Consider the following 23,923-nt stretch of genomic DNA (forward strand, 5'->3'; position numbering starts at 1 on the left):
AAAATAGTTGGGCTTACTTCATCGAGTTCAGCAGCTGCTCCAACTGATACTCATCCGGAATGAGCACATCGCGGGCCTTGCTGCCCTCGAATGGTCCTACAATACCGGCGTGCTGCAATTGGTCAATCAGACGGCCAGCACGGTTGTAGCCCAGTTTGAGCTTGCGTTGCAAAAGCGAGGTGCTGCCTTGCTGGTGCAGCACGATGCAACGGGCGGCATCCTCAAACATCGAATCGCGCTCCGAAGGGTCCATTTCCTCGTTGCCACTGCCAGCGTCGCCGTCGGCCCCGGCCACTTCGGGCAGCAGGTAGGCATCGTTATAGCCCTGCTGCTCGCCGATGAAGTCGCAGACGCGGTCCACTTCCGGCGTGTCGATGAAAGCGCACTGTACGCGAATCAAATCCGAGCCGGCCGAGAACAACATGTCGCCCTGACCGATGAGCTGGTCGGCCCCGCCGGTGTCGAGGATGGTACGCGAATCGATTTTGCTGGTCACCTTGAAGGAAATACGGCACGGGAAGTTGGCCTTGATGATACCGGTAATCACGTTCACCGAAGGGCGCTGGGTGGCCACGATGAGGTGAATGCCGATGGCGCGGGCCAGCTGGGCGAGGCGGGCAATGGGCGTTTCCACTTCCTTGCCGGCCGTCATCATCAGGTCGGCCAGTTCGTCGATTACCAGCACGATAAAGGGCAGGAAACGGTGGCCTTTCTTGGGGTTGAGGCGGCGCTCGATGAACTTGGCGTTGTATTCTTTGAGGTTGCGGCAGCCGGCTTCCTTGAGGAGGTCGTAGCGCCGGTCCATCTCCATGCAGAGCGAATTGAGCGTGTTCACCACCTTTTTGGTGTCGGTGATGATGGCCTCGTCGGTATCGGGCAGCTTGGCCAGGTAGTGGCGCTCAATCTTGTTGAAGATGCTTAATTCCACCTTTTTAGGGTCGACCAGCACAAACTTCAACTGCGCGGGGTGGCGCTTGTAGAGCAGCGAGGCCAGAATCACGTTCAGTCCTACCGACTTGCCCTGGCCCGTGGCACCGGCCATGAGCAAGTGGGGCATTTTGGCCAAATCGGCCACGAATACCTCGTTGGTAATGGTGCGGCCGAAGGCAATAGGCAGGTCCATTTCGCTACGCGCGAACTTCTCCGAGCCCAGCACCGAGCGGATGCTGACCATTTCCTTCTTGGTATTCGGCACTTCGATGCCGATAGTGCCCTTGCCCGGAATGGGGGCAATGATGCGGATGCCGAGCGCGGCCAGGCTCAGCGCAATGTCATCTTCCAGGGCCTTGATTTTGGAGATGCGAACCCCGGCTTCGGGCACGATTTCATAGAGCGTAACCGTGGGACCAATGGTGGCCTTGATGCTGGCGATGCTGATGCCGTAATGGCCCAGCGTCTCCACGATGCGGTCTTTGTTGGCTTCGAGCTCTTCCTTGGTTACCTGGGCTTTGGCGATGCCGTAGTCGTTGAGCAGCTCCAGCGTAGGGAACTGGAAGCGCGAAAGCTCCAGCGTGGGGTCGTAGTTGCCGGGAGGCATCTGGTCGGCGTCCTCGTCCTCATCGGCTACGGCGGCGATGTCGGCCCCGGCGTTGGGGTCGAGGTCGTCGCGGCCGGGCACGGTGATTTCTAGCGGACGGGCGGCGGGCATGGGCAGCACCGGGCGCGACGCTGGTAGCGGCGCGTCATCATCGGCCAAATCGGCCATTGACAACGGCGTGGGAATGGTGGCAACCGGCATGGCTGGAGCTGCAACGGGCTCATCGGCGGTGGGCATTTCAATGGAGAAAGCCGGGCCGCTCGCCGCCAGCGGGACCACGGCAGCAGCCAATGCGCCACCAGCTACCGACGTACCGAGCGAAGATGCTGCGGCAGCCGTTCCCAGCGCGCCGGCGCCTACGGCACCGGCCACGCTCAGCGGCAACCCAGCACCGGGCCGGGGAGCGGGCTCGTATTCTTTTACAGATGCCGGGGCTTCGTCCGTCTCATCATCCTTATCAAGTTCCAGCGACGGGCCGGCAGACTGCATTCCTCCGGCCGCAACCGTGGCGGCGGAGGTAGCCGTGGCTTCCGGCGCGGCCGGGCGGGTTTTGAGCGTCATGGCCGGGGCGGCGGGCGCGGCGGGCGCTACCGGCTGGGCAGCGGCGGCCTGCTCGGCGGCGATTTCGGCTTCCAACTCGGCGTCTTCGTCGGCATCGTCCTCGGTGCTGAGGCTGCGGAACCGGCCCAGGTTGAGGCTGGTGACGTTGAAGAAGAACACCACGAACGATATCAGGGCGAAGGCCAGCAGCAGCACCGTGCCCCAGCCAATGAGGCTATCGAGCCAGGAAGCAGCTTCGAAACCAACGCCGCCGCACAGAAAATCCAAGCGGTGGGCCAGTACAGGGTCGGCCCCCGGCGCGGCCAACGACACCACCACATAGCCCAGCAGCACGCTCAGCCAAGCTATGCTGAACAGGCCCAGCGCCAGCACGTAGCTCACCGAAACCGGCGCGGCCCGGAACACAATCTTGTACCCCAGAAAAAACACGATGGGAATGAGCGCAAACGCCGCCACCCCAAACAGCTTATAAATGAACAGCTCGGCGGCCCAGGCTCCGAGCAGGCCCAGCCAGTTGTGTGATTCCGCACCGGCCTCCTTCACCGGGATGGTGCTCATGGCGCCCACCACGCTCTGGTCGGCGTGGCCGGTGAAGAGGAAGGAGGTGAAGGCAATGGTGAGGTAGAGGCTGCCCAGCAGCAGCCCGAAGCCCACGAAAAGATGAAAGCGGCGGTCGCGCAGCAGGCTCAGCAGGTTGCCCACGCCGGGCAGGGGGCCGCGCGGGGCGCGGGGCGGCTTGGCGGGCTTGGCTGTTGGGGCTTGCTGGGCGGCGCGGGCGGCTTTGGGCACGTTGGCGGCGGGGCGGGGCTCCGGGCGGGCGGCGGGGACAGGCTCAAGAGCCGGCGCGTTGGAGCGCGGCTCGTTGCGCCGGTTGGCCTTGGGCTCGTTCGGGCGGTTAGCCGAGGGGCCGGCGGGAGGATTTTTATAACGATTATCGGCCATTCGTCGGGTGCAGAAAGGTCAAATTTACACAATGCAGGCGGGATGTGGCAGACGATTATCGAACGTCATGCAGAGCGCAGCGAAGCATCTTTACCGCAGGCAGTAATTCAGTCGATTGAATTGCGTTGTGCGGTAAAGATGCTTCGCTGCGCTCTGCATGACGTGCTTATTTGATTTTCTCCACCGCCTCCCCCACCCTAGCTGCGCGGGTGAAACTCGGTAATCACCTGCCGCAGAAAGTCTCTGTCCAGGTGCGTGTAAATTTCGGTGGTGGTAATGCTGGCGTGGCCCAGCATCTCCTGCACGGCGCGCAGGTCGGCCCCACCTTCTATCAGGTGCGTGGCAAAGGAATGCCGCAGCGTGTGCGGGCTGATGGTTTTGCGCAGGCCTGCCTGCTCGGCCAGTTTCTTGAGTGTGGTGAATACCGTGATGCGCGACAGCGGCCGGCCGTTCTTGCTCAGGAAGGCGAAATCTTCGCTGCCGGGCTTGATATCCAGGTGGCCGCGCACGCCGCTGAGGTAGAAGTTGAGGTGCTTGAGGGCTTCGCGGCCCACGGGCACGAGGCGCTCCTTGTTGCCCTTGCCCACCACTTTCATGAAGCCTTCGTCGGTGTAAATGTTGCTCAGGCGCAAGTCGCAGAGCTCGCTCACGCGCAGGCCGGACGAGTACAGCACTTCGAGCAGGGCGCGGGAGCGCAGGCCTTCGTCGGTGCTCAGGTCGATGACGGCTAGCAGCTGCTCTACTTCGGGGTAGCTGAGGGTATCGGGCAGGTGGCGGCCGGTTTTGGGGGCTTCGAGGGTGTCGGTGGGGTCCAGTTTCAGCAGGTCCTCCATGATGAGGAAGCTGAAAAACGCCTTCAGGCCCGACAGGGTGCGGGCCTGCGAGGTGGCACTCAGGCCCAGGCCTTGCAGCGTGTTGAGGAATTCGCGCAGTACTTCGGTGCTCACCTGCGTGGGGCCGATGTGCAGCTTTTGGATAATGAGAAACTGCTGGAGCTTGGTGATGTCGCGCACATAAGCCTCCACGGAGTTGGGCGAGAGGGATTTTTCGAGGCGCAGGTAGCCGTCGAACTGTTTCAGGGCAATGGGCCAGGTCATGGGTAATGGGGCTTTGGGCAACCAAAGAACGTCATGCAGCGCGCAGCGAAGCATCTTGCCTGCTACCACTGATACTTTTTCTGCCGATTGAATTACGACCCCGACCAAGATGCTCCGCTGCGCGCTGCATGACGTTCTTTGGCCTTCAAAACCTCCAACATGGACATCTTAATTCTCAACGGCCCCAACCTCAACCTGCTCGGCCGCCGCGAGCCCGGCATCTACGGCAACCGCTCCTTCGAGGACTTTTTTCCCGAGCTCGAAGCAGCCTTTCCGCAAGTCAAGCTCACGCAATTTCAATCCAACCACGAAGGTGCGATTCTCGACAAGCTGCACGAAGTCGGCTTCATTCACCACGGCATCGTGCTCAATGCCGGCGGGCTCACCCACACCAGCGTGGCCCTGGCCGATGCCGTGGCCGCCATCAGCACGCCCGTGGTGGAGGTGCACCTGAGCAACCTGCACGCCCGCGAGGACTTCCGCCAGAAAAGCCTCTTTGGACGGCACTGCGCCGGCAGCATCAGCGGCTTCGGACTAGAGAGCTACCGCCTCGCCGTGCAATGGTTTGTGAACCAGACGCCCAAACGGGTGGGCTTTCGGGTCTGAAGCCCTTCCCGACCCCCAAGAAGCCGGTTCGCACCGCTAAGGAGCCTCTTCCCATCGGTGTGGAGGGGCTCCTTGGCGGTGCGAACCGGCTTCTTGGGGGTGCGAAGAGGCTCCTTAGGGGTGCGAACCGGCTTCTTGGGGGTGCAAAGAACCTGCTGGGCGGTGCGGAGGGGCTACTTGCCGACGAGAACAGGCTCCTTGCTGCTGCGCAACGGCTTCTAAGGTAACAGAAGGGGCTGCTTCACGTTGAGCAGCGCGTTCGCCGGCCCCAAAATCGTTCTTTCGGCGGTTGGCGCAGCCGCTACCTTTGCGGTGGCGGCGTCTCTCTCCTCTAGCCTTTCTCCTCCATGTATACTTTCAATCCCGGGCCTTCGGCCGTATATCCCGCCGTTCGGCAGTACCTCACCGATGCTTTTGACGAGGACTGGCTCTCGGCCGGGCACCGCTCCGACAAAGTCATTAGCCTGGTGCGCCAGACCGTGGCCGACCTCAAAGCTAAGCTCAACGTACCGCAGGATTACACCGTTCTGTTCACCGGCTCGGCCACCGAGTGCTGGGAAATCCTGGCCCAAAGCCTGACGCCCCGCCGCTCGTTTCACCTCTACAACGGCGACTTCGGCGAGAAGTGGTACAAGTACGCCAAGGCCCTGCGGCCGGCCAGCACGGGCCTGAGCTTCGGGCTCGATGAGCTGCCCGACGTGGCCAGCCTGCCCTTCGCCCCCGACGATACCGACCTCGTCTGCATCACCCAAAACGAAACCAGCACCGCCACCCAGCTGCGCGAGGGCTTCATTCTGAACCTCTACAACCGCCTCGGCGGGGCCCTGCTGGCGGTGGATGCCACCAGCTCGCTGGCCGGCCTGAACCTGAAATACATCAAGGCCGACATCTGGTACGGCTCGGTGCAGAAGTGCTTCGGGCTGCCCGCCGGCCTGGGCGTGATGATTCTCTCGCCCCGCGCCGTGGCCCAGGCCAAGCTCGTGAACGACCGCGCCCACTACAACGCGCTGCCCGCCATGCTGAGCCAGATGCTGAACCACCAAACCAACTACACGCCCAACGTGCTGGGCATTTACCTCATGAGCCGCGTGCTGGCCGACCGCGAGCCCATCAAAACCGTGCACCAGCACCTCGCCGACCGCGCCGAGAAGCTCTACGCCTTTTTCGAGCAGGCCACGCCGCTCACGCCCCTCGTCCACAACTACGAAACCCGTTCCACCACCGTCATCGGCCTGCGCGGCGAGCCCGCCCTCATCGAAGAAATCAAAGCCAAAGCCAAGGAAGCCGGCCTGCAGCTGGGCAGCGGCTACGGCCCGCTGAAAAACACCACCATCCGCATTGCCAACTTCCCCGCCGTGCCCGATGCCGCTATGGAGGCCCTGGTGCAGTTTTTCGCCAAGGAATACCCGGGGTAATAGGTTGTAGGGTGCGCCCCCGCCCCCACCTCAAAGTCCTCAATCATGCTCAATCTCCAGCAAATTTTCTCCGTCACGCTCACGCTCTTCGCGGTGATTGACATCGTGGGCTCCATCCCGATTATCATCCAGATTCGGCAGCGCGAAGGTCAGATTAAGGCCGAGCTGGCCACCTTCGTGGCGGGCTGCCTCATGGTGGCTTTCCTGTTTCTGGGCCAGAGCATTTTGCGGTTGTTTGGGGTCGATAACGAGAGTTTTGCCCTGGCGGGCGCGGTCATCATCTTCCTCATTGGACTGGAAATGATACTCGGCATCCAGCTGTTTCATTCCGACCTCACGGCCAGCACCGGCTCCATTGTGCCGCTGGCTTTTCCGCTCATCACCGGGGCCGGCACCATGACCACGCTGCTCTCGCTGCGCGCCGCCTACACGCTGCCCAACATCCTGGTCGGCATCCTGCTCAACCTCGTGTTCGTCTACGCCGTGCTCAAAACCAGCCCCTGGATTGAGCGCCAGCTCGGCAAAGCCGGGGAGGACGTGCTGCGCCGCGTGTTCGGCGTGATTCTGCTGGCCATCGCCATCAAGTTATTCAAGGCTAATTTCTAATTAATTGCCGGATTGCCGAATGGGTGCATTGTTGAATTGATTCACACGATGCAACAATTCAACAATGCACCCATTCGGCAATCCGCCCATCTATTCAATGATTCACCTGTTCACCGACGGCTCGGCCCGCGGCAACCCCGGCCCGGGCGGCTACGGCGCCATTCTGCGCTACGGCCCCCACGAGAAGGAGCTCACCCAGGGCTTCCGCCGCACCACCAACAACCGCATGGAGCTGCTGGCCGTCATCGTCGGCCTCGAAGCCGTGACCCGCCCCGACCTGCCCATCCGCGTCGTGTCCGACTCCAAGTACGTGGTCGATGCCGTGGAGAAAAAGTGGGTGTTCGGTTGGGAAAAGAAGCCCGATTTCGGCAAAAAGGCCAACGAGGACCTGTGGCGGCGCTTTCTGCGCATCTACAAGCAACGCAAAGTCACTTTTCACTGGATAAAAGGCCACGCCGGCCACGCCGAAAACGAGCGCTGCGACGTGCTGGCCGTTCAAAGCGCCTTGGGCAAAGGCCTGCTGGTAGATGAGGGCTACGAGGCCATCGAAGCCACCAAGTCCTTATTGTAGCTGCTTCGTGCCCAACGACTACTTCCAGTTTCAGCAGTTCCGCATCGGGCAGGCTAATTGCGCCATGAAGGTGAGCACCGATGCCTGCCTACTGGGCGCGGCGGCCGACCTTACCGGCGCTACCCGCCTGCTCGATATCGGCACCGGCACCGGCTTGCTGGCCCTCATGGCCGCCCAGCGCCACGCCACCGTCGAAATCGAAGCAGTGGAAATTGACGCGGCTGCAGCGGCCCAAGCGGCGGCCAACGTGGCGGCCAGCCCGTGGAGCAAGCGCATTGGTGTGCGGGCCATGGGCTTGGCCGAATACGCGGCCACGCGGCCGGCACCTGTGGCTAACGCCGACCTGCGGTTCAGCCACATTATTTGTAACCCACCGTTTTTTCGCCAGTCGCTGCGCTCGCCCGATGCGGCCCGCACCACGGCCCGCCACGAGGCCGCCGATACGCTTTCTTTTGAAGCACTAGCGGCTTTTGCCGCGGAGTTTCTGTTGCCGGTGGGCCTGCTTACGGTGCTGCTGCCCCCGCCGGAAATGTCGGCGTTTGAGCAGGTAGCGGCGGCGGCCGGGCTGCACGCGGCCACGCGGCTGGTGGTGCGGCACCGGCCCGGCAGCCGGCCGCTGCGGCACATCACAGGCTTTCGGCGGGAGGCGGTAGAAGTGCAGGAAACGGAGCTGATTATCCGCACGGCGGAAAATGACGCGGAATATTCAGCGGAGTTTCGGGCGCTGCTGGCGGGGTTTTATCTGGCGCTGTAGCGCGGACTTTTAGTCCGCGAATCCAACAAAATAACTCGCGGACTAAAAGTCCGCGCTACTGCCCGCGCTACACCAGCCCGGCCAGCAGGCCCAGCTTTTCGCGGTGCAGGCTGTCGAGCAAGTCATGCTCCAGCGTGCCGAACTCACTGGCAGCGTAGTGCCGCTGTACCCGCCCGCCCACCAGCACCGAGATTTCATCACAGGTTTCGGTGAGCGCGCCCAGGATGTGCGAAGTGAGCAGAATGCCCGTGCCGCGGTCACGCAGGCGCTTCAGTATTTCTTTTAGCAACAGATTGGCTTCGAGGTCGAGGCCGTTGAAGGGCTCGTCGAGAATAAGGTAGGTGAACTGCTGCACCAGCAGCGCGAGCAGGGCCAGCTTTTTGCGCATGCCGGCCGAGTATTCATCGGCGTATTGGTCGAGGGGCAGCTCCAGCAGTTGGTTCCAGCCAGCGAAGTCAACCACTGGCCGGCCCCGCGCCTGCAGGCAGAATTCCAGGTACTCGCGCCCGGTGAGGCGCGGGTAAAAATACGGCTCGTAGGGCAGCAGGCCGCAATGCTCGCGCACCGGCGAGCCAGCCGTGTCACGGATGGTGCCGGCAAAGTCGTTTTCCAGGCCGTAGAGACAATTAATGAGCGTGGTTTTGCCCGCGCCATTGGCCCCCACCAGCCCGTGAATAGTGCCGGGAAGCAGGCTCAGGCTGACCTCGTGCAACACGATATGCGAGCCATAGGCTTTGCGCAGATTGAGAATTTCCAGCATACCGTTCAATCAAATTCAGTCCTCAACTTAAGCCAGCGGACAACACTTCACTCCTAACCCTTAACTCAACTTCCCAGCACCGCCCGCAAACGCCGCTGGCTTTGCCAAATCAATCCCCCTACTGCCACCAACAGCAGCACCGGGTACACCGGATGGGCAAATAAGGTGAGCGCCACCCCTATCACCAGTGCCTGCGTGGTGCGAATGTGCGTGGCATTGGGGTAAAACGCATACTTGGTGAGAATCAGCAGCGCCACCAGCCCCAGCCAGAATGCGGCCACCGCCACCGCCCCGCCCACGCCCGCCGGCCCCACCGCCAGCAGCCAGAGAAATGGCGCGGCCGTGAGGGCCGCGTAGCCCACGCCCAGCCCCAGCCGCCGCCGCAGAAATTGCCCTGGCGTGCGCGCTGCCGTCACCAGCATAATCACCGGCTCGGGGGTGCCGTAGCAGGCCAGCAGCACCAGCAGCCACGCCACCAATGCCACGCCCGGCCCCAGCGGCGAGGCGCGCTGCCACATTGCCCCGGCCACCAGCACCGGCCACGCCCAGAGCCCACCAGCCCGCAGCCCGCCCACCCATTCAAACGCCTCACTCCGAAACGGGCTGCGGGCGCGGTGTTGCGTGCTGCGGTCATCACGGGCGGGGGGCAGCAGGGCCGCCGTGGCGGACAAGCCCAGCGCCAGCAGGGCGGCACTCCAGTCGTGGAAAAAAGACAGCACCAGTGCTACGGGCAATGCCACCAGCCCATACTCCACGGCCAACCAGTGCCGAAAGTGCGGCGCGTTGATAAATAGAAATCGCAAATCGGCCCGCTGCCGGTGGGCTGAAGCCAAGGTTAAAGCAGTCAACAATGGTACTGCCCACTGCCCCGTTGGGTGCGGGGCCGCCAGCACCAATCCCTGGCCCAGAGCCGCCACCAACACCGGGGCCAGCAGCGCCAGCCGCAGCCAGCCGATTTCGCGCAGCAACCGGCCCAGCAACTTCGCCCGCATTACCAAATAAACCCGGAGTGACATCGCCATCATGCCCATTTCCAACGCCCGCCATCAGCTGCGTATTGCCCGGCACCATGCACTACACTTCTTCTTCGCTAAATCGGATGCCGTAATCGGCGGCCAGCTCATCCAGAATGGGTTCGTACAAATCCGCCTGCACTGGAATCAGCACGCCGCGCTGGGGCACTTCGCCGCGCAGCAGGCGGCGCACAGCCATGCCCAGGGGCAGGCCTACGGTTTTGGCCATGCCGGTGTGGGTGGCGTCGTCGCCCTCCACGGCCAGCGACGACGTGAGGCGGTGCGGGGTGCCAGCCAGTTCAAACTCGAAGAGGTGCTGCATCACAATCAGGTCGTGGTCATGGGGCTGCAGCTGCCACTTTTCGGCCAGCAGGCGCTCCAGCAGTTGGGCGGGCGTAGCGTGTGCGTGGCCCACGGGCCGGTCCAAAAACAGGCCCAGCCAGTTCAGGCGTCCCATTTCTTCGCCGGCTGGGTTCAAGCCCAGATAAGTAGCCACGCGCTGAGCCAGGTCGAGGTGCGGGATGTGGCATACCGGCAGGTAGGCGGCCACCAATTCCGCCCAGGTCATGGTTTCGGGGTTATCCAGGTTCACCGAATCATCGGTTAGGCCCAGGCGCACCAACGCGTGCCAGGCGGCGCAATAGCCCGGCCGCCGCAGGGTGCCGCGCAGAATGGTTGGAATGTCCTCCAGCCCATACGGCGCGCGGTAGCTCAGCGAGTCGCGGTTAGCGTAGCCTTCAAACTCGCCGTACTCAGGCACCGTCAGCGTTTCGGTACGGGCAAATAATTGCTGGTACGGAATGAACCGCGGCAAGCCGTTTTCCAGAAACTTGGCCGTGCTCTGGCCCGCCAGCACCACGTTGCGCGGGTTCCAGGTAAACTTGTATTTCCACGGATTGTCGCCCTCCGCTGCCGAGGCCAGCAGGCCGCCGCAGTAGCTTTTGAAAGAAGTAATAACTCCGCCCCGCGCCCGGATGTGCGCAATGGCCCTCATGGCCGACATGTGGTCGAGGCCCGGGTCCAGCCCGCATTCCATGAGCAGCGTCACGCCGGCGGCCACTGCCTCCTCGTGCAGCGCCCGAATCTCGGGGCTCACGTAGCTGGCCGTGGCCAAATGGCGGCCGTGGCGCACGCAGGCCCGCGCCACTACCGGGTGCAGGGCGGCGGGCAGCATCGAAATCACGGCATCGGCCTGGCTCACCAGCTCCTCCAGCTGGGCCTCGTTATCCGTCGAGAACGGCACGGCGCGGGCGTACTCAGAATGGGCGGCCAGTACCGGCGCCAGGTGCGCCGGGTTAACGTCGGCCACGGTCAGAAACCAGTTTTCGGTGGGCGCTTGGCGCAGCAGGTATTGAATAAGGGACGAGGCCGAGCGGCCAGCCCCGAGGAGCAAAAGGCGGGAAGTCATGCGGCAAAAGTAGAACGCTGGGCTTAATGAAGAAGCCCGCCCGGGGATGCTGCCCCAGCACTAATTTTCATTGCTGCATGCTTAATTATAAATTCTTAATTCCTGAGGGGCTAGTAAAGCAAAGGGGCTAAAGTGGGTAGCATCGCAGCGAAGCTAAAAGAAATTTGTAGAGGTCTTGGCGCCGGTGGTTAAAGCGCATTTCGGACTCAAACAAGAAGAGCTCAAAGTCGGCGGCGCGGATGCCGTTGAACTGCGCGAGTCGTCGCTTGGCAAAGCTCCAGAACGATTCGATGCCGTTGATGTGCTGACTTCCCCGCGCAAACTCATTCTGCCCGTGTTGCACGCGAAAATGCTTGTCGTAGCCCACGTCCACCAACCCGTCGTAGCCGCGCCAGCCGTCGGTTTGCACGATGGCGTCGGGCGCGATGTGGCCCCGGATAATGGCCTGCAAGGTAGTTTTGGCGCAATTCGGCACGATTTCCACGTACACCTGGCCGCCGCGTTTGAACAGGCCAAAGACGATGGTCTTGCCGCCTGCTCCACGGCCCCGTTTGCCGCGCACCCGGCGCGGGCCGAAGTACGATTCATCGACTTCCACCGTGCCGCGCAACTCGACCGGCACGTGGCGCAAGCCCACCAGGTAGCGGCGCAGGCGCTGGTAGAGGGCCGTGGTGCTCACCCGACTCAAGCCGCTGAGACGAGCCGCATCACTGGCCGTCAAATCCAAGGCAAACAGGCGCAACACCTGCCGGAATTTGGCTTCCGAAATTTTGGCGCACTTGTAGTAACGATTAACCAACTGCATCACAAACGGTTATTGGCAAAAATAACCCGTTTGCTTTACTAGCCCCTTCCTGATTGCCCGCAGCGTATTACCTTCGCCGCCCCCTAATCCCATCCGCATGGCCCGCAATTCCCGCCAGCAGCTTATTGACTTCGAAGAGCTGGACGCCGCTACCGACCTCACTCCCGCCGAGCAAACTACCTGGCAGGCCGCCCGCGATGCCACTGCGCACGCCTACGCCCCCTATTCCGGCTTTCACGTCGGCGCGGCGCTGCTCCTGGCCGATGGCACCATTTTCAAGGGCACCAACCAGGAAAACGCCGCCTACCCCAGCGGCCTCTGTGCCGAGCGCACAGCCCTGTTTGGGCTTGCCGCTGCGCAGCCTGGCCACGCGCCCATTGTGGGCATGGCCGTGGCCGCTCGCCCCCGCCACGGCGAATTTGGCCCCGCTCTCCCCTGCGGCGCCTGCCGCCAGGTAATGCTCGAATACGAATCGCGCCAGGGCCAGCCCATTCCGCTGCTGCTGCCCGGCCGCGATGGCACCATCCTGCGCTTCAGCGCCCTCAGCGCCCTCATGCCCTTCTGCTTCTCTGCCGACGACTTGCCGCTCCTCGGGTAGCCGGAGCGGCCCCCACGGTTTTATGGAGCGCCACCTCACTGTCGCCCGCACGGCCCGTTACCAGCAATTGGGCGAGTTATCAGCCCACACCAGGCGTGTTTGGTTTGTGTGCCATGGTTACGGGCAGTTGGCGGCGTATTTCGTCCGGCACTTCGCCTTTCTCACCGAAACCGACCCAACCACCGTTGTCATTGCGCCCGAAGGCCTCTCGCGTTTTTACCTCAGCGGCAACGGCGGCCGCGTAGGCGCCAGTTGGATGACCCGCGACGACCGCCTGCACGAAATCGACGACCACGTCAATTTCCTCAATCAGCTGGCCGCAACGGTACTCGGCCAATGCCCACCGGAGGTGCACGTTACCGTACTGGGTTTCTCACAGGGTACCGCCACGGTGGGCCGCTGGCTGGCACGGGCGGCTTTTCGTCCCGCCCACCTTATTCTTTGGGCCGGCGGCTTCCCCGATGACCTTGCCCCCGGTGCCGCGCAACAGCTCCTCCAAGGTTTGCCGCTGTCCGTCGTTATGGGCTCCGCTGATGAGTACATTTCCACAGCCCAGGCCGAGCAGCAGTTCCAGCATTTACAGCAGCTCGGAGCCGATGCACGACTACTCACCTTCGCCGGAAAGCACGAATTGAACCGCGCTATTCTGGAACACCTGGCCGTTTCAAAGCAATAGAAAAGCCCCGCCGGCTGCATAGTATCGCAGCCGGCGGGGCTTTTCTATTTGAAGCAAATTATTTTCGGTTAATCGTAGTAGCCGCGCCCTGCGCGCCCGCCAGCACCAGCACCTCGGCAATGGTCACGTGCGGTGGCCGGGTCACCATGAATACAATCACCTCGGCGATATCCTCCGGCTTCAGCGGTTCGAAACCCTCGTATACCTTCGCCGCCCGTGCCTCATCGCCTTTGAAGCGCACCTGCGAAAATTCGGTTTCCACCGCCCCGGGGTTCACCTCCGCCACCCGCACGCCGGTGGGCAGCAGGTCGAGGCGCATGGTTTTGGTGAGCATCTGCACTGCCGCTTTGCTGGCGCAATACACGTTGCCGTTGGCATAAGCCTCCTGCCCGGCAATGGAGCCGATATTCAGGATAAAACCCGTTTGCCGGGCCGTCATGCCCGGCAGCAGCGCGTGGGTCACGTTCAGCAGGCCGCGCACGTTAGCATCCAGCATCTGGTCCCAGTCGGCCGGGTCGCCGGCCTGAATGGGATTCAGCCCATGCGCGCCCCCGGCGTTGTTCACCAGCACATCGGGCGCACGCAGGGCTTCGGGCAAAGTCGCCACGGCCGCGTCCACCGCCGCCCGGTCGCGCACATCGAACGTGAGGACATGCACCGGCACCGGTGCCAGCTCCGCCGCTAGTTCGTCCAGCCGCTCGCGCCGCCGCCCGGTCACCACCAACTGGTAGCCAGCCTTGGCCAGCGCCACCGCCGTAGCCCGGCCAATGCCCGACGATGCGCCGGTTACAAAAGCAATTTTCATGAGGTCGAAATAAAAAGCCGGTACTAAATAGCCAGCAGCCGGAACATCTTTGTCCAACTGCTGGCTACCCAATACCGACTATTGAAAAATTAGTTTTGAATGTTAATGTACAGCGTCACCGAGTTGGTGCTGATGCTTTGCAGACTGTTGCTGAACACGTCGTTGTGCCCCACCAGCAGGTTTTTCAGTCCGTGCGAAAACCGTATTTCCGGCGCCAGCTTAAACAACGGGTAAAACAAGTCCAACCCCACCCCATATTCCAGCGTCAGGTCGCTATTGAGCGCTCGAAGCTGGTTTCGCAACGGGTCGCTGCGGCGGTTGCTGGCCGTGACACTGGGGTTGATGCCGGCAATTATGTACATCCGTGAATTGCGCCGCCGGTCCGACTGATACTTAATCAGCAGCGGAAACTGCACCACCGTTGATGTCACCTCCTGCGTCACCACCGAATCCGGCACCGGGTAGTTACGGGGCGTAAATTCCACTTTCCGCGTCAGGAAATTAACCCCCGGTGCAAAGCGGAAAATAAATGGCGAGCGGCGCCCGCCAATCCGCGCATCGCCAATAAAACCCACGCCCAGACTCGGGCTGTAGATAGAATTGGCCGTCACATACTGGTTGGCGATATAGGCGCTCGATTGCTCAATCACAAACCGCGAAGCCGAGCCGCTGATGTACATGCCCGGGTGAAACCACCGGTCATCGTAGCCCGGCAGGTTGTTCACCGTGATGGATTTGAGCGTGCCGTTTTTGCCCCGATTGGCCCGCGACTGGGCTTTGCGCTGCGCCATGGCTGCCGTGGGCAGCACCAGCACCAGCACACCCAGCAGCAGAAAGCGCTTTACTTCTGCGCGGTGTAGATGGAGCTTATTCCGAAGGTCAGTGGTTGCCATGCAGGTTCTCTAAAGCCGACTTTGGTTAAAATAGCCAGGAAATCGGGGCCGTCGGGGAAAGCCTGCACCGAGGCTGGCAAATAAGTGTATGCCGACTGGTCTTTAGAAATCAGCTTGCCAAAGACCGGCAGTACCCGACGAAAATAAAAATTATACGCTTGCTTTAATGGAAAGGCACTGGGCTTGCTGAATTCCAGAATAACGAGTTTGCCACCCGGCCGCAGCACGCGGTGCATCTCGGCTAGGCCAACTTCAAGATGCGCAAAGTTGCGCACCCCAAACGAGGCTGTCACCGCATCAAACTCGCCGTCATTAAACGGCAGATTTTCCGAATCACCAAGCTCCAGCTGAATGCGGTGGCCCAAGCCCTTGGCGGCCAGCTTGCGCCGCCCCACCTCCAGCATTCCTTCCGAGATGTCGACGCCCGTCACCTGGGCATCGGGTGCGGCGGCCCGCAGGGTTTCAATGGCAAAATCGGCGGTGCCGGTCGCAATGTCCAGAATGCGGGCCGGGCGCAGGGTTTTCAGCTCGTCCACCGCCTTGCGCCGCCAGTAAATGTCGGTGCCGACGCTGAGAAAATGATTGAGAAAATCGTACTTGCCCGCGATGGAGTTAAACATCTGGGCAACCTGCGATTTCTTATCGGCGGAATTGTCTTTGTAGGGTACGACGGCCATGTGCGGGCGCAAAGAACGTTAATGAAGCGGGAAAATTGTTCTCCCCCAACGCCCAATTGGGCTGGTTTGTTAGCGGGCCTTGTCATAAAAGAAAAGCAACCCGCCGAAACTCGTGATAATAAAAGCGGGCCGGGCAAACTGCCCGGCCCGCTTCCCAACTTAGTAGCCTGAACAATAATTAGTTCTTGGCTTTCACTTTGGTTTTTTCGCCGCTGGCGTCTTTGGCTTTCGCGTCAAGCTCACCGTCTTTGGTGATGGTCTTCGACTTGTCGCCAGCGGAGCCTTTGGTTTTAACCTTCACTTTGTCCGAATCCTCGTCCACCTTGGTTTTCACCTTGGTGCCGTCGGCCATTTTTACTTTGCTCTTGCCGGGGTTCAGCGGAGCCGACGTGGTGGTCGTAGTAGTGGTCGACGAACCGCTCGTACCACTGCGAGTCGTGCTGGTCGGAGCGTTCATGGTCGGCATGGTTTCGCCTTCCTTCAGCACCACCTTGAACTCGTCGCGGCGGTTAAGCTGCATGTTTTCAGGCGAATCATTCGGCGCAGCCGGACGACGCTCGCCGTAGCTCACGGTCGTCATACGAGCCTCAGCAATGCCCTGCTTTTTCAGGTAGTTGAAGGCCGCGTTGGCGCGGTTCTGGCCAAGTACCATGTTGTACTCGTCGGTGTTGCGCGAGTCGCAATGGCCTTCTACCGAGATGTTGATGCCGGGGTTAGCCGTCAGCACCTGGCTGATTTCGTTCAGGGTCGTAATCGACTCCGGACGCAGCTTGTACTTGTCGGTGTCGAAGTAAATGTTCTTGGTAGCGAACATGTTCACCGCCGACGTATCAACATAGTTGATGTAGAAATTCTTCGTGATGGTCGTCGAGTCGTTCGTCGATACCGGCACGGCAAATTCCTGCGTCTCAATCGGCTTGCCATCCTTGCTAACGGCCACCTGATAGGTACGGCCCGAAAGTACGGCTACCTGGTAAGCGCCATCGGGCTTGGTTATGTCACGGAAGCTCAGGGCCGTTTTATCAGCCTGCGAACCGCTGAATACCAGCTCCACACCCGGGATTACCGTGGTGCTGTCTTTCGACGAGAACACCTTACCAACGATGTTGGCGTTTTTGATGTAGTTGATGGTATAAATGTCCTTCTCACCGTAGCCACCAATGCGGTACGAGCTCAGGTAAGCGTACGAACCATCGGGGCTCAGACGGTAATAGGAGTCATCGTCCGGCGTGTTCACAGGGTAGCCCATGTTCTGAGCTGGGCCCCACTTGCGGCCAGCCTCGTCGTACTCCGACTTGAAGATGTCGTAGCCGCCCATGGTGTTATGGCCGCGCGACGAGAAGTACAGCGTCTTGCCATCCTTGCTCAGGTAGGGGCTGTCATCGTCGTACTTGGTGTTGATGTTGGCACCCAGCGAACGGGCCGTGCCCCACTCCGAACTAGTCGAGGTGCGGGTGGAGGTGTACAGGTCCAGCGTACCGTCTTCCGAGTATTTACCGGTCGAGAAGTAGATGGTCAGACCGTCCGGGGTGATGAAGGCATCCGATTCGAACGCTTTCGAGTTGATGTTGCCATCCAGGGGCTTGGGAGCCGTCCAGTCGCCGCCGCTCTTGTCGGTTACGAAGATGTCACCGTTGTTGTCGTTGCGGTACATCAACATCTTCGTGTCATTGTCGAACAACTGAATCGAGGCGTCGTGGCCTTTGCCGTTGAGCACGCCGCTCAGCGAGCGAGGCTTCTGCCAGTTCTCATCGTCCACGCGGGTGGCTTCGAAGATGTCTTCGTAGTACTCGCCGTCGGCGGCAACGCTCTTGTTTTTCTTGTCGCTCACGCTACCGCTGGCACCGGTTACGCTCTCACCACGCGAGGTGAAGATGAGGATTTTATCATCCGACGAAATCACGGGGCTGTGCTCCGAGAATTGCGTGTTGATGGTGGGGCCCAGGTTCTTCACGAAGATGTCCTTGGGCGAGTTGAACTGGATTTTCGCGTTTTTGCTGTGCTGAATCCATTGCGCCAGCTCCTCTTTGCGCTGGTCGTTCTTCTTCAACGTTGCGTTGTAGGCCTGAAAGTGGGCCACGGCCTCGTCGAAGTTGTAGTTGAGGTGGTCAACCCGGCCAAGCCAGTATTCTACGTCCTTCGAAACCTTCGGCTTCAGTTTCTGCGCTTTGTAGATGTAGTCGCTGGCCTTCTCCTTGTCGAACGACATGTAGGAAATGCCGGCGTTGAACAGCGCTTTGGCGTTGTTCGGGTCTTTGGCCAATACCTTCTCGTAGTAAGGCAGGGCCGCGCGGTAGTTTTCCTGCTCGAAGAACTTGTTGCCGGTTTTCAGGTCCTTACGCGTGCTTTGCGCCTGAGCCGGGGAGGCAATTGTGGCGGTGAGGGCAACGGCGCACGACGCTTGCAGTAACCTTCTGGATAAGTTGTCCATTGGAGGAGAGATTTGAAAAAAAGAAATTTCTGAAGGGGTTGTAAGTGGAAATGCAACGCCGAAGGCAGCAGCAGGCAACTATATTTTGGGCTTTATACTGAAAAACCACGATAGGGTTAGGCTTTAATGCGCATTTGCGCAGAAGGTAACCGACTTTCGGGCGTAAAACCCCACACGGAGCCACGTCATGGCAATGCCAATGACGGGCAAAGATAGGTCGTTTGCTTACGAAAAGCGGTTTTTGGCAAAATTTCGGCCATTCGGCAGTGGTCGAGTGCGGGGGCAGCGGCCCGCTGGTTTGGCTGGCATGCCGCGCAAATATAGAAGCACCAATGAAATAGCCATTCATTGCTGCATTTTTATTTATTCATCATCGGGTTGCATTCCAGCGTAATTTTGCGGCTCGTTAATTTCCCGTTTATTACCCGCCTTATCCATGATTATTCACGACGCGCGCTTTCTGACGAGTAATTCGCGGGCCGATTTGTGCCCCGCCCCTACGCTGCCCGAATACGCATTTATCGGCCGTTCCAACGTGGGCAAGTCGTCGCTTATTAATATGCTGACGGAGCGCAAGGCGCTAGCCAAAACATCGTCCTCGCCGGGCAAGACGCAATTAATTAATCATTTCATCATTAATGACAATTGGTTTCTGGTCGACTTGCCGGGCTATGGTTACGCCAAGGTGAGCAAATCCGCGCGCGCCGAATGGGCCAAGATGATTAATTATTACCTGCGCAACCGGGCCAACCTGATGTGCGTGTGCGTGCTGATTGACTCGCGCCACGCGCCGCAGGCAGTCGATTTGGAATTCATGGAGAAATTGGGCGAGGAAGGCATTCCGTTCGTGATGGTGTTTACGAAGGCCGACAAGCAATCCACAGCCCAGACCAAGGCGCTGGTGACGGAGTATCTGCGCAAGATGAGCGAAATCTGGGACGAGTTGCCGCGCTATTTCCTGACGTCGGCCGAAACCGGGCTGGGGCGCGACGAGGTGCTGGACTTTATTTCGGAGGTGAACCAAAGCTGGACGGCCGATGCCGCCGCCAATGCGTAGATTGGCCCTTAAATTGCCAACTGCCCACTGGCCCGCATGGCTGCTTTTAACCCCTGTTTCCCCGCCCCCTTTATTAACATCATGACCAAAAACATTTCCATTCCGCAGTTGGCCCTGGGCCTGCTGCTGGTGGCTGCCGCGCCGGCCGCCGCCCAAACCACTCCTAACACCGCGCCGCCCAAATCCCAAACGGAGCAAGGCACCGGCATCGGCTCGGTGGGCAAGTCCATTCCGGTAGCCGAATACTACGAAGGCGGCCAGACGGCCATGTACGAGTTTATTGCCAAGGAGCTGAAGTACCCGCCACTGGCCAAGCGCAACCGCATTCAGGGCCAGTGCATCATCAGCTTCCAGCTCAATGCCGATGGCACGATGCAGGACCTGCGCATTGTGAAGCAGCTGGGCGGCGGCACCGGCGAAGAAGCCCTGCGCGTGGTGCGCCTGCTGAAATTTAAAAAGCCGGAGCTGCCCATACGGGCCAGCCTGCCCATCGTGTTCAAGCTCGGCGTGACGGGTTCGAACGCGCTGGATGCGCAATAATCTGTAGTTTTGCCCTGAAGAAGGACGAATGAGGAATGAAGCTGGTGAAATGGCCCCACGGCGTTTCTTGCTTCATTCCTCATTCTTTGTTCTTCATTCTTCATTTTCAATATTCCCAAAAATGCCCTACGAATTGCAAGAGTTGGCCGCTATCAGCGGCATGCCCGGCCTGTACCGCCTGGTGCGCGCCGCCCGCCACGGCGTGCTGGTCGAAAGCCTCGACGAAAAAGCAACCCGCACGCTGGCCCCGGCCCGCAACAAAGTGTCGCTGCTGTCGGAGATTTCCATCTATACCCAGGACCCCGAAGAGACGGTGCCGCTGACGGAAGTATTCGAGCGCATTTACCAGAAACACGGCGCGGCGTCGCCCGTGACGGCCAAATCGAGCGAAGGCGAGCTGACCGATTTCCTGGCCGGCGTGATTCCTGATTATGACCGTGACCGCGTGTACCTGTCCGACATCAAGAAGCTAGCCAGCTGGTACGGCATCGTGAGCAAGCACCGCCCCTACCAGGAAGCTGCCGCTGCTGAAACCGCCACTGAGGAAACTCCGGCCGCTCCTGCTGCGGAAGAGGCTCCGAAGGCCAAAGCCAAATCGACCAAAGCCGCTAAAGCTGCGGCCACCGAGCCCAGCGCCGACGAGCCCCTGAGCACCGGCGGCGTGATTGGCGCGGCGGATGCTGCTCCGGCCGCCGAAGGCAACCCGGAAGCTGCCGCTCCGGCCAAGAAAAGCCGCAAGAAGGCCGAGTAGTTTCGACCTGTTTGTTAACAAAAAAGCCGCTCCTGAAATCAGGAGCGGCTTTTTTGTTGTGGCAATAAATCAGCAGGACAGGCTACTGTTATTGCACTTACTGCTATTGCGCGGTGTCGGCTTTGGTTTTGGGCTCTTTGGAGGGCTGCACTTTGGCGGTTTGCTGCTCCTGGGCAATGAAGGCTTCGGCTTGCTCCACCAGCTCTTTGCTGCCGATGAAAATGGGGCAGCGCTCGTGCGGGGCCTGGGGCTCGATTTCCATGGTGCGGCGGTGGCCGTTGCTGCTTTTGCCGCCGGCTTGCTCCACAATGAAGGCCAGGGGGTTGCACTCGTACATGAGACGGAGCTTGCCGTTGGGGCTTTTGGCGGTGGCGGGGTAGATGTAGATGCCGCCCTTGAGCAGGTTGCGGTGGAAATCGGCCACGAGCGAGCCGATGTAGCGGGCCGAGAAATTCTGGTCCTTACAATGCTGCACGAAGGCAGCCACGCCGGGCGAGAAGGAATCGGAGCTACCCTCGTTGATGGAGTAGATGGTGCCGGTTTTGGGCGTGAGGATGTCGGGGTGCGAGAGGAAGAATTCGCCCAGTGAGTGCTCGTAGGTGAAGCCGTTGACGCCGTTGCCGGTGGTGTAGACCAGCATGGTGCTGGAGCCGTAGATGACGTAGCCGGCGGCCACTTGATGGGTGCCGGGCTGCTGGCAGTCGGCGGCGGTGCCCTCGCGGCCGGTGGGCGACACGCGGCGGTAGATGCTGAAAATGGTGCCGATGCTCACGTTTACGTCGATGTTGCTCGACCCGTCGAGCGGGTCGATGGCCACCACGTACTTGCCCTGGTTGTTGCCAGTCTGAATCATCTCGTCGTCTTCTTCGGAGATGATGGTGCACACCTCGCCGCCGTTGCGCAGGGCGCGGATGAAGCGGATGTTGGCGATGACGTCGAGCTTCTGCTGGTCCTCGCCTTGCACGTTCTGGCTGCCGTAGGCGCCGGCGATGTCGATGAGGCCGGAGCGGTTGATTTCGCGGTTAACTATCTTGGCCGCCAAGGCAATATCGCGCAGCAGCTGGGATAATTCCCCCGTGGCGTAGGGGAAATCTTCCTGCTTGCGCATGATGAAGCGGTCGAGAGTAGTGCCGACGGGCAGGGCCAGTTTATTGTGGTCCATATAGCGGATTGGGAATCAAATTGAAGTAGCGGGAATGCCCAACAAAGCTACTCTAGCGGGGGCAAAGTGCAATCGGTTGCGTTTAACTTACGGGTGGTGGCACACTGCTTAAAAAACGTAGTGTACTGCTTAAAAACCCGCATTTGCGGCCGGCGGCGCTACTTTTGGGGCCTATGGAGAAAGTACAGGGCCTTCAGGTTTATAAATTCGGCGGCGCGTCGGTGAAAGATGCGGCGGCTATTCTCAACCTCTGCCGCATCGTGCGAGATTTTGGCCCGCAGGGGCCGCTGGTGATTGTGGTGTCGGCGATGGGCAAGACGACCAATGCGCTGGAGGAGATTTATGAACTGGCGTATCGCGGCGGGGATTATTCGGCGCAGTTGGCAGCAGTGGAAGGCTACCATGAGCATGCTTGTGTAGGGTTAGCCGACTTAATTCCAGAGATAAGCCTTCCGCAGCTACAGCTTCAATTGCAGCATCTTACTGTCTCTCTTTCCGAAGAACTACAGTTTATGCAACTGGTGCACATGCCTGAAACTTACGACCGGGGCTACGACCAAATAGTATCTTACGGGGAACGGTTTTCAACCCTTCTGACTAGCACTGCCCTTACGCAATTTTTATCTGTAACGGCGCGCCATGTCCCGGCGCAATTGCTGCTTCGAACAGATGAAGCTTGGCGCGAAGGCAAAGTGAACTGGTCTGCAACGGAAGCACAAACGAGAGAATTTGTGAGCAAGGCATTAACTGGTGCTAAAGTCATCGTTACTGAAGGCTTCGTCGGCGGCACGGCCGACGGGCGCACCACCACCCTGGGCCGCGAGGGTTCCGATTACACGGCCGCCATCCTGGCCTACTGCCTGCGGGCTGAGTCGGTGACCATCTGGAAAGACGTGGCGGGGCTGCTCAACGCCGACCCCAAAATCTTCCCCGACACGGTGCGCTACCCCGAAATCAGCTACCGCGAAACCATTGAGATGGCGTATTACGGCGCGTCGGTCATCCACCCCAAAACGCTGAAACCGCTGGCCGACCGCAACATTCCGCTGCGCGTGAAGTCGTTTCTGGACCCTGAAGCAGAAGGGACGCTTATTCACGACTGTCAGCACCCGGCGCTGGCCCCAGCCTTCATTCGGAAGACGGACCAGGTGCTGCTGTCCTTCGCCAGCAAGGATTTTTCGTTTATCTCGGAAGAGAACATGGCAGTGATTTTTGCGGCGCTGGCGCAGGCCAAGCTCAAGATTAATGTGATGCAGAACTCGGCCATCAGCTTTTCAGTGTGCGTCGACTATTCGGAGCGGCGGGTACACCAGCTGCTCGATTTGCTGCGCGAGCAGTTCACGCTGCACTACAACACGGGCCTCACGCTGTTTACCATCAAGAACTACGATGCGGCCAGCATTGCGCGCCTCACGGCCGGCAAGCGCCTGCTGCTGGAGCAGCGCACGCGGCACACGTTTCAGTTCGTGTGCCAGGGCTGAAGCGGGCGGCAGAGCCAACCCAGGCAACAATAAAAGCGTTTGTCATCCTGAGCGCAGCGAAGGACCTTATCACGGCAGAAGTGCTTGCGGTTATTTCAACCGGCACTATCGTGATAAGGTCCTTCGCTGCGCTCAGGATGACACATTTTTCGAATAACCAATCCCTATTCCCTCTCCGCATGGCAGTTCTCGTGGGCAAGCGCGCCCCTTCCTTTAAGGCCACGGCCGTGATTGACGGCAAGACCGAAGAAGAGTTTTCGCTCGACCGCTATCTGGGCAAGAAGCACGTCCTATTTTACTTCTACCCCGCCGATTTCAGCCGGGTGTGCCCCACCGAAATCCTGGCGTTTCAGGACCGGCTGGCGGAGTTTGAGCAGCGCAGCGTGGCCGTGGTGGGCTGCTCCACCGATTCGCACTATGCCCACCTGGCCTGGCAGGAGCTGCCCCGCGCGCAGGGCGGCATCGCCGGCGTGACCTACCCGCTGGTGGCCGACGCCACCAAAACCATTTCGGCCAACTACGACGTGCTAGGCGGCCACTACGACTACACCGAGCAGGCCGAAATGACCTTCGTGGGCTCACCAATGGCCTACCGAGGCCTGTTTTTGATTGACAAGGACGGCATCGTGCGGCACCAATTAGTGAACGACCGGCCGCTGGGCCGCAGCCTCAACGAGGCCCTGCGCATGATTGACGCGCTGCAATACTACGAGAACAACGGCGAGGCCTGCCCCGTGGATTGGGAGGCCGATAAGGGGGTTTAATCGTGAGCCGAAA

The 23,923-nt window shown here is 60.4% G+C and carries 23 protein-coding genes; 12 read left to right on the forward strand and 11 right to left on the reverse strand.

Going from position 1 to position 23,923, the window contains the following annotated elements; genetic code table 11:
• Positions 1-13 precede the first annotated feature (13 nt).
• Together ACYU7Q_RS04845 and xerD are read right to left on the reverse strand one after the other, a co-directional pair.
• Positions 14-3,040 (reverse strand): FtsK/SpoIIIE family DNA translocase, encoded by a 3,027-nt coding sequence (locus ACYU7Q_RS04845; RefSeq protein ID WP_460608303.1) that lies wholly within the window; start codon positions 3,038-3,040, stop codon positions 14-16.
• Positions 3,041-3,237: 197 nt separating this feature from the next.
• Positions 3,238-4,137, reverse strand: a complete 900-nt coding sequence (gene xerD / locus ACYU7Q_RS04850) for a site-specific tyrosine recombinase (RefSeq protein ID WP_460608304.1) — start codon at positions 4,135-4,137, stop codon at positions 3,238-3,240.
• A 159-nt stretch (positions 4,138-4,296) separates the two neighbouring features.
• Between xerD and aroQ the strand changes: the two genes are divergently transcribed.
• The 5 genes from aroQ (at position 4,297) to ACYU7Q_RS04875 (ending at position 8,089) form a co-directional block, all read left to right on the forward strand.
• Complete coding sequence (gene aroQ / locus ACYU7Q_RS04855) at positions 4,297-4,743, forward strand: type II 3-dehydroquinate dehydratase (protein ID WP_460608305.1); 447 nt, start codon at positions 4,297-4,299, stop codon at positions 4,741-4,743.
• Between the two features lie 347 nt (positions 4,744-5,090).
• A complete protein-coding gene (locus ACYU7Q_RS04860) occupies positions 5,091-6,158 on the forward strand; it encodes an aminotransferase class V-fold PLP-dependent enzyme (protein ID WP_460608306.1) in 1,068 nt (355 codons plus the stop codon).
• Between the two features lie 45 nt (positions 6,159-6,203).
• Positions 6,204-6,764 carry a MarC family protein gene (locus ACYU7Q_RS04865; protein WP_241934125.1) on the forward strand — a complete coding sequence of 187 codons (561 nt, stop codon included), beginning with the start codon at positions 6,204-6,206 and terminating at the stop codon, positions 6,762-6,764.
• Positions 6,765-6,861: 97 nt separating this feature from the next.
• A complete protein-coding gene (gene rnhA / locus ACYU7Q_RS04870; protein ID WP_460608307.1) occupies positions 6,862-7,335 on the forward strand; it encodes a ribonuclease H family protein in 474 nt (157 codons plus the stop codon).
• Positions 7,336-7,342: 7 nt separating this feature from the next.
• Positions 7,343-8,089, forward strand: coding sequence for a tRNA1(Val) (adenine(37)-N6)-methyltransferase (locus ACYU7Q_RS04875; RefSeq protein WP_460608308.1), 747 nt, complete (start codon positions 7,343-7,345; stop codon positions 8,087-8,089).
• 67 nt (positions 8,090-8,156) lie between these two features.
• Here ACYU7Q_RS04875 and ACYU7Q_RS04880 read toward each other — a convergent pair whose 3' ends face one another.
• The 4 genes from ACYU7Q_RS04880 to ACYU7Q_RS04895 form a co-directional block, all read right to left on the reverse strand.
• A complete protein-coding gene (locus ACYU7Q_RS04880) occupies positions 8,157-8,849 on the reverse strand; it encodes an ATP-binding cassette domain-containing protein (protein ID WP_460608309.1) in 693 nt (230 codons plus the stop codon).
• Between the two features lie 65 nt (positions 8,850-8,914).
• Positions 8,915-9,841 carry a hypothetical protein gene (locus tag ACYU7Q_RS04885; protein WP_460608310.1) on the reverse strand — a complete coding sequence of 309 codons (927 nt, stop codon included), beginning with the start codon at positions 9,839-9,841 and terminating at the stop codon, positions 8,915-8,917.
• 82 nt (positions 9,842-9,923) lie between these two features.
• Positions 9,924-11,270, reverse strand: a complete 1,347-nt coding sequence (locus tag ACYU7Q_RS04890; protein WP_460608311.1) for a saccharopine dehydrogenase family protein — start codon at positions 11,268-11,270, stop codon at positions 9,924-9,926.
• A 127-nt stretch (positions 11,271-11,397) separates the two neighbouring features.
• On the reverse strand, positions 11,398-12,075 hold the full coding sequence (locus ACYU7Q_RS04895; RefSeq protein ID WP_460608728.1) for an IS1595 family transposase: 678 nt from the start codon (positions 12,073-12,075) through the stop codon (positions 11,398-11,400).
• Between the two features lie 97 nt (positions 12,076-12,172).
• On the opposite strand from ACYU7Q_RS04895, the gene ACYU7Q_RS04900 reads away from it, so the two are divergent.
• Both ACYU7Q_RS04900 and ACYU7Q_RS04905 read left to right on the forward strand, forming a co-directional pair.
• Positions 12,173-12,673, forward strand: coding sequence for a cytidine deaminase family protein (locus ACYU7Q_RS04900; RefSeq protein WP_460608312.1), 501 nt, complete (start codon positions 12,173-12,175; stop codon positions 12,671-12,673).
• Between the two features lie 22 nt (positions 12,674-12,695).
• The gene (locus tag ACYU7Q_RS04905; protein ID WP_460608313.1) at positions 12,696-13,349 is read left to right on the forward strand and encodes an alpha/beta hydrolase; all 654 of its coding nucleotides are present in this window, start codon (positions 12,696-12,698) and stop codon (positions 13,347-13,349) included.
• 58 nt (positions 13,350-13,407) lie between these two features.
• On the opposite strand, the gene ACYU7Q_RS04910 is transcribed toward ACYU7Q_RS04905, so the two are convergent.
• From ACYU7Q_RS04910 to ACYU7Q_RS04925, 4 genes are all read right to left on the reverse strand, one after another.
• Positions 13,408-14,154, reverse strand: a complete 747-nt coding sequence (locus ACYU7Q_RS04910) for an SDR family NAD(P)-dependent oxidoreductase (protein WP_460608314.1) — start codon at positions 14,152-14,154, stop codon at positions 13,408-13,410.
• An 89-nt stretch (positions 14,155-14,243) separates the two neighbouring features.
• A complete protein-coding gene (gene porT, locus ACYU7Q_RS04915) occupies positions 14,244-15,047 on the reverse strand; it encodes a type IX secretion/gliding motility protein PorT/SprT (protein ID WP_460608315.1) in 804 nt (267 codons plus the stop codon).
• The gene (gene ubiE, locus ACYU7Q_RS04920) at positions 14,996-15,724 is read right to left on the reverse strand and encodes a bifunctional demethylmenaquinone methyltransferase/2-methoxy-6-polyprenyl-1,4-benzoquinol methylase UbiE (protein ID WP_460608316.1); all 729 of its coding nucleotides are present in this window, start codon (positions 15,722-15,724) and stop codon (positions 14,996-14,998) included. The genes porT and ubiE overlap by 52 nt, the downstream gene beginning before the upstream one ends.
• A gap of 178 nt (positions 15,725-15,902) precedes the next feature.
• On the reverse strand, positions 15,903-18,155 hold the full coding sequence (locus tag ACYU7Q_RS04925) for an OmpA family protein (RefSeq protein WP_460608317.1): 2,253 nt from the start codon (positions 18,153-18,155) through the stop codon (positions 15,903-15,905).
• A gap of 436 nt (positions 18,156-18,591) precedes the next feature.
• Here ACYU7Q_RS04925 and yihA point away from each other — a divergent pair, with 436 nt between their 5' ends.
• From yihA to ACYU7Q_RS04940, 3 genes are all read left to right on the forward strand, one after another.
• Positions 18,592-19,212, forward strand: a complete 621-nt coding sequence (gene yihA / locus ACYU7Q_RS04930) for a GTP-binding protein (RefSeq protein WP_460608318.1) — start codon at positions 18,592-18,594, stop codon at positions 19,210-19,212.
• Positions 19,213-19,293: 81 nt separating this feature from the next.
• Positions 19,294-19,752, forward strand: coding sequence for an energy transducer TonB (locus ACYU7Q_RS04935; RefSeq protein ID WP_198068094.1), 459 nt, complete (start codon positions 19,294-19,296; stop codon positions 19,750-19,752).
• Positions 19,753-19,873: 121 nt separating this feature from the next.
• Positions 19,874-20,503: a DUF5606 family protein gene (locus tag ACYU7Q_RS04940; RefSeq protein WP_460608319.1), complete on the forward strand. Its 630-nt coding sequence runs from the start codon at positions 19,874-19,876 to the stop codon at positions 20,501-20,503.
• Between the two features lie 103 nt (positions 20,504-20,606).
• On the opposite strand, the gene fbp is transcribed toward ACYU7Q_RS04940, so the two are convergent.
• Positions 20,607-21,665: a class 1 fructose-bisphosphatase gene (gene fbp / locus ACYU7Q_RS04945; RefSeq protein WP_460608320.1), complete on the reverse strand. Its 1,059-nt coding sequence runs from the start codon at positions 21,663-21,665 to the stop codon at positions 20,607-20,609.
• 173 nt (positions 21,666-21,838) lie between these two features.
• On the opposite strand from fbp, the gene ACYU7Q_RS04950 reads away from it, so the two are divergent.
• The gene (locus ACYU7Q_RS04950; protein ID WP_460608321.1) at positions 21,839-23,146 is read left to right on the forward strand and encodes an amino acid kinase family protein; all 1,308 of its coding nucleotides are present in this window, start codon (positions 21,839-21,841) and stop codon (positions 23,144-23,146) included.
• A 179-nt stretch (positions 23,147-23,325) separates the two neighbouring features.
• On the forward strand, positions 23,326-23,910 hold the full coding sequence (locus ACYU7Q_RS04955; RefSeq protein ID WP_460608322.1) for a peroxiredoxin: 585 nt from the start codon (positions 23,326-23,328) through the stop codon (positions 23,908-23,910).
• Positions 23,911-23,923 lie beyond the last annotated feature (13 nt).

The sequence above is a fragment of the Hymenobacter terrigena genome, assembly GCF_054776515.1.

Bases quoted from the DNA above. Each gene is read 5' to 3' on its own strand.
- ACYU7Q_RS04845 (WP_460608303.1), bottom strand. From the start codon at position 3,040: ATGGCCGATAATCGTTATAAAAATCCTCCCGCCGGCCCCTCGGCTAAC.
- xerD (WP_460608304.1), bottom strand. From the start codon at position 4,137: ATGACCTGGCCCATTGCCCTGAAACAGTTCGACGGCTACCTGCGCCTC.
- aroQ (WP_460608305.1), top strand. From the start codon at position 4,297: ATGGACATCTTAATTCTCAACGGCCCCAACCTCAACCTGCTCGGCCGC.
- ACYU7Q_RS04860 (WP_460608306.1), top strand. From the start codon at position 5,091: ATGTATACTTTCAATCCCGGGCCTTCGGCCGTATATCCCGCCGTTCGG.
- ACYU7Q_RS04865 (WP_241934125.1), top strand. From the start codon at position 6,204: ATGCTCAATCTCCAGCAAATTTTCTCCGTCACGCTCACGCTCTTCGCG.
- rnhA (WP_460608307.1), top strand. From the start codon at position 6,862: ATGATTCACCTGTTCACCGACGGCTCGGCCCGCGGCAACCCCGGCCCG.
- ACYU7Q_RS04880 (WP_460608309.1), bottom strand. From the start codon at position 8,849: ATGCTGGAAATTCTCAATCTGCGCAAAGCCTATGGCTCGCATATCGTG.
- ACYU7Q_RS04885 (WP_460608310.1), bottom strand. From the start codon at position 9,841: ATGCGGGCGAAGTTGCTGGGCCGGTTGCTGCGCGAAATCGGCTGGCTG.
- ACYU7Q_RS04890 (WP_460608311.1), bottom strand. From the start codon at position 11,270: ATGACTTCCCGCCTTTTGCTCCTCGGGGCTGGCCGCTCGGCCTCGTCC.
- ACYU7Q_RS04895 (WP_460608728.1), bottom strand. From the start codon at position 12,075: ATGCAGTTGGTTAATCGTTACTACAAGTGCGCCAAAATTTCGGAAGCC.
- ACYU7Q_RS04900 (WP_460608312.1), top strand. From the start codon at position 12,173: ATGGCCCGCAATTCCCGCCAGCAGCTTATTGACTTCGAAGAGCTGGAC.
- ACYU7Q_RS04905 (WP_460608313.1), top strand. From the start codon at position 12,696: ATGGAGCGCCACCTCACTGTCGCCCGCACGGCCCGTTACCAGCAATTG.
- ACYU7Q_RS04910 (WP_460608314.1), bottom strand. From the start codon at position 14,154: ATGAAAATTGCTTTTGTAACCGGCGCATCGTCGGGCATTGGCCGGGCT.
- porT (WP_460608315.1), bottom strand. From the start codon at position 15,047: ATGGCAACCACTGACCTTCGGAATAAGCTCCATCTACACCGCGCAGAA.
- ubiE (WP_460608316.1), bottom strand. From the start codon at position 15,724: ATGGCCGTCGTACCCTACAAAGACAATTCCGCCGATAAGAAATCGCAG.
- ACYU7Q_RS04925 (WP_460608317.1), bottom strand. From the start codon at position 18,155: ATGGACAACTTATCCAGAAGGTTACTGCAAGCGTCGTGCGCCGTTGCC.
- yihA (WP_460608318.1), top strand. From the start codon at position 18,592: ATGATTATTCACGACGCGCGCTTTCTGACGAGTAATTCGCGGGCCGAT.
- ACYU7Q_RS04935 (WP_198068094.1), top strand. From the start codon at position 19,294: ATGACCAAAAACATTTCCATTCCGCAGTTGGCCCTGGGCCTGCTGCTG.
- ACYU7Q_RS04940 (WP_460608319.1), top strand. From the start codon at position 19,874: ATGCCCTACGAATTGCAAGAGTTGGCCGCTATCAGCGGCATGCCCGGC.
- fbp (WP_460608320.1), bottom strand. From the start codon at position 21,665: ATGGACCACAATAAACTGGCCCTGCCCGTCGGCACTACTCTCGACCGC.
- ACYU7Q_RS04950 (WP_460608321.1), top strand. From the start codon at position 21,839: ATGGAGAAAGTACAGGGCCTTCAGGTTTATAAATTCGGCGGCGCGTCG.
- ACYU7Q_RS04955 (WP_460608322.1), top strand. From the start codon at position 23,326: ATGGCAGTTCTCGTGGGCAAGCGCGCCCCTTCCTTTAAGGCCACGGCC.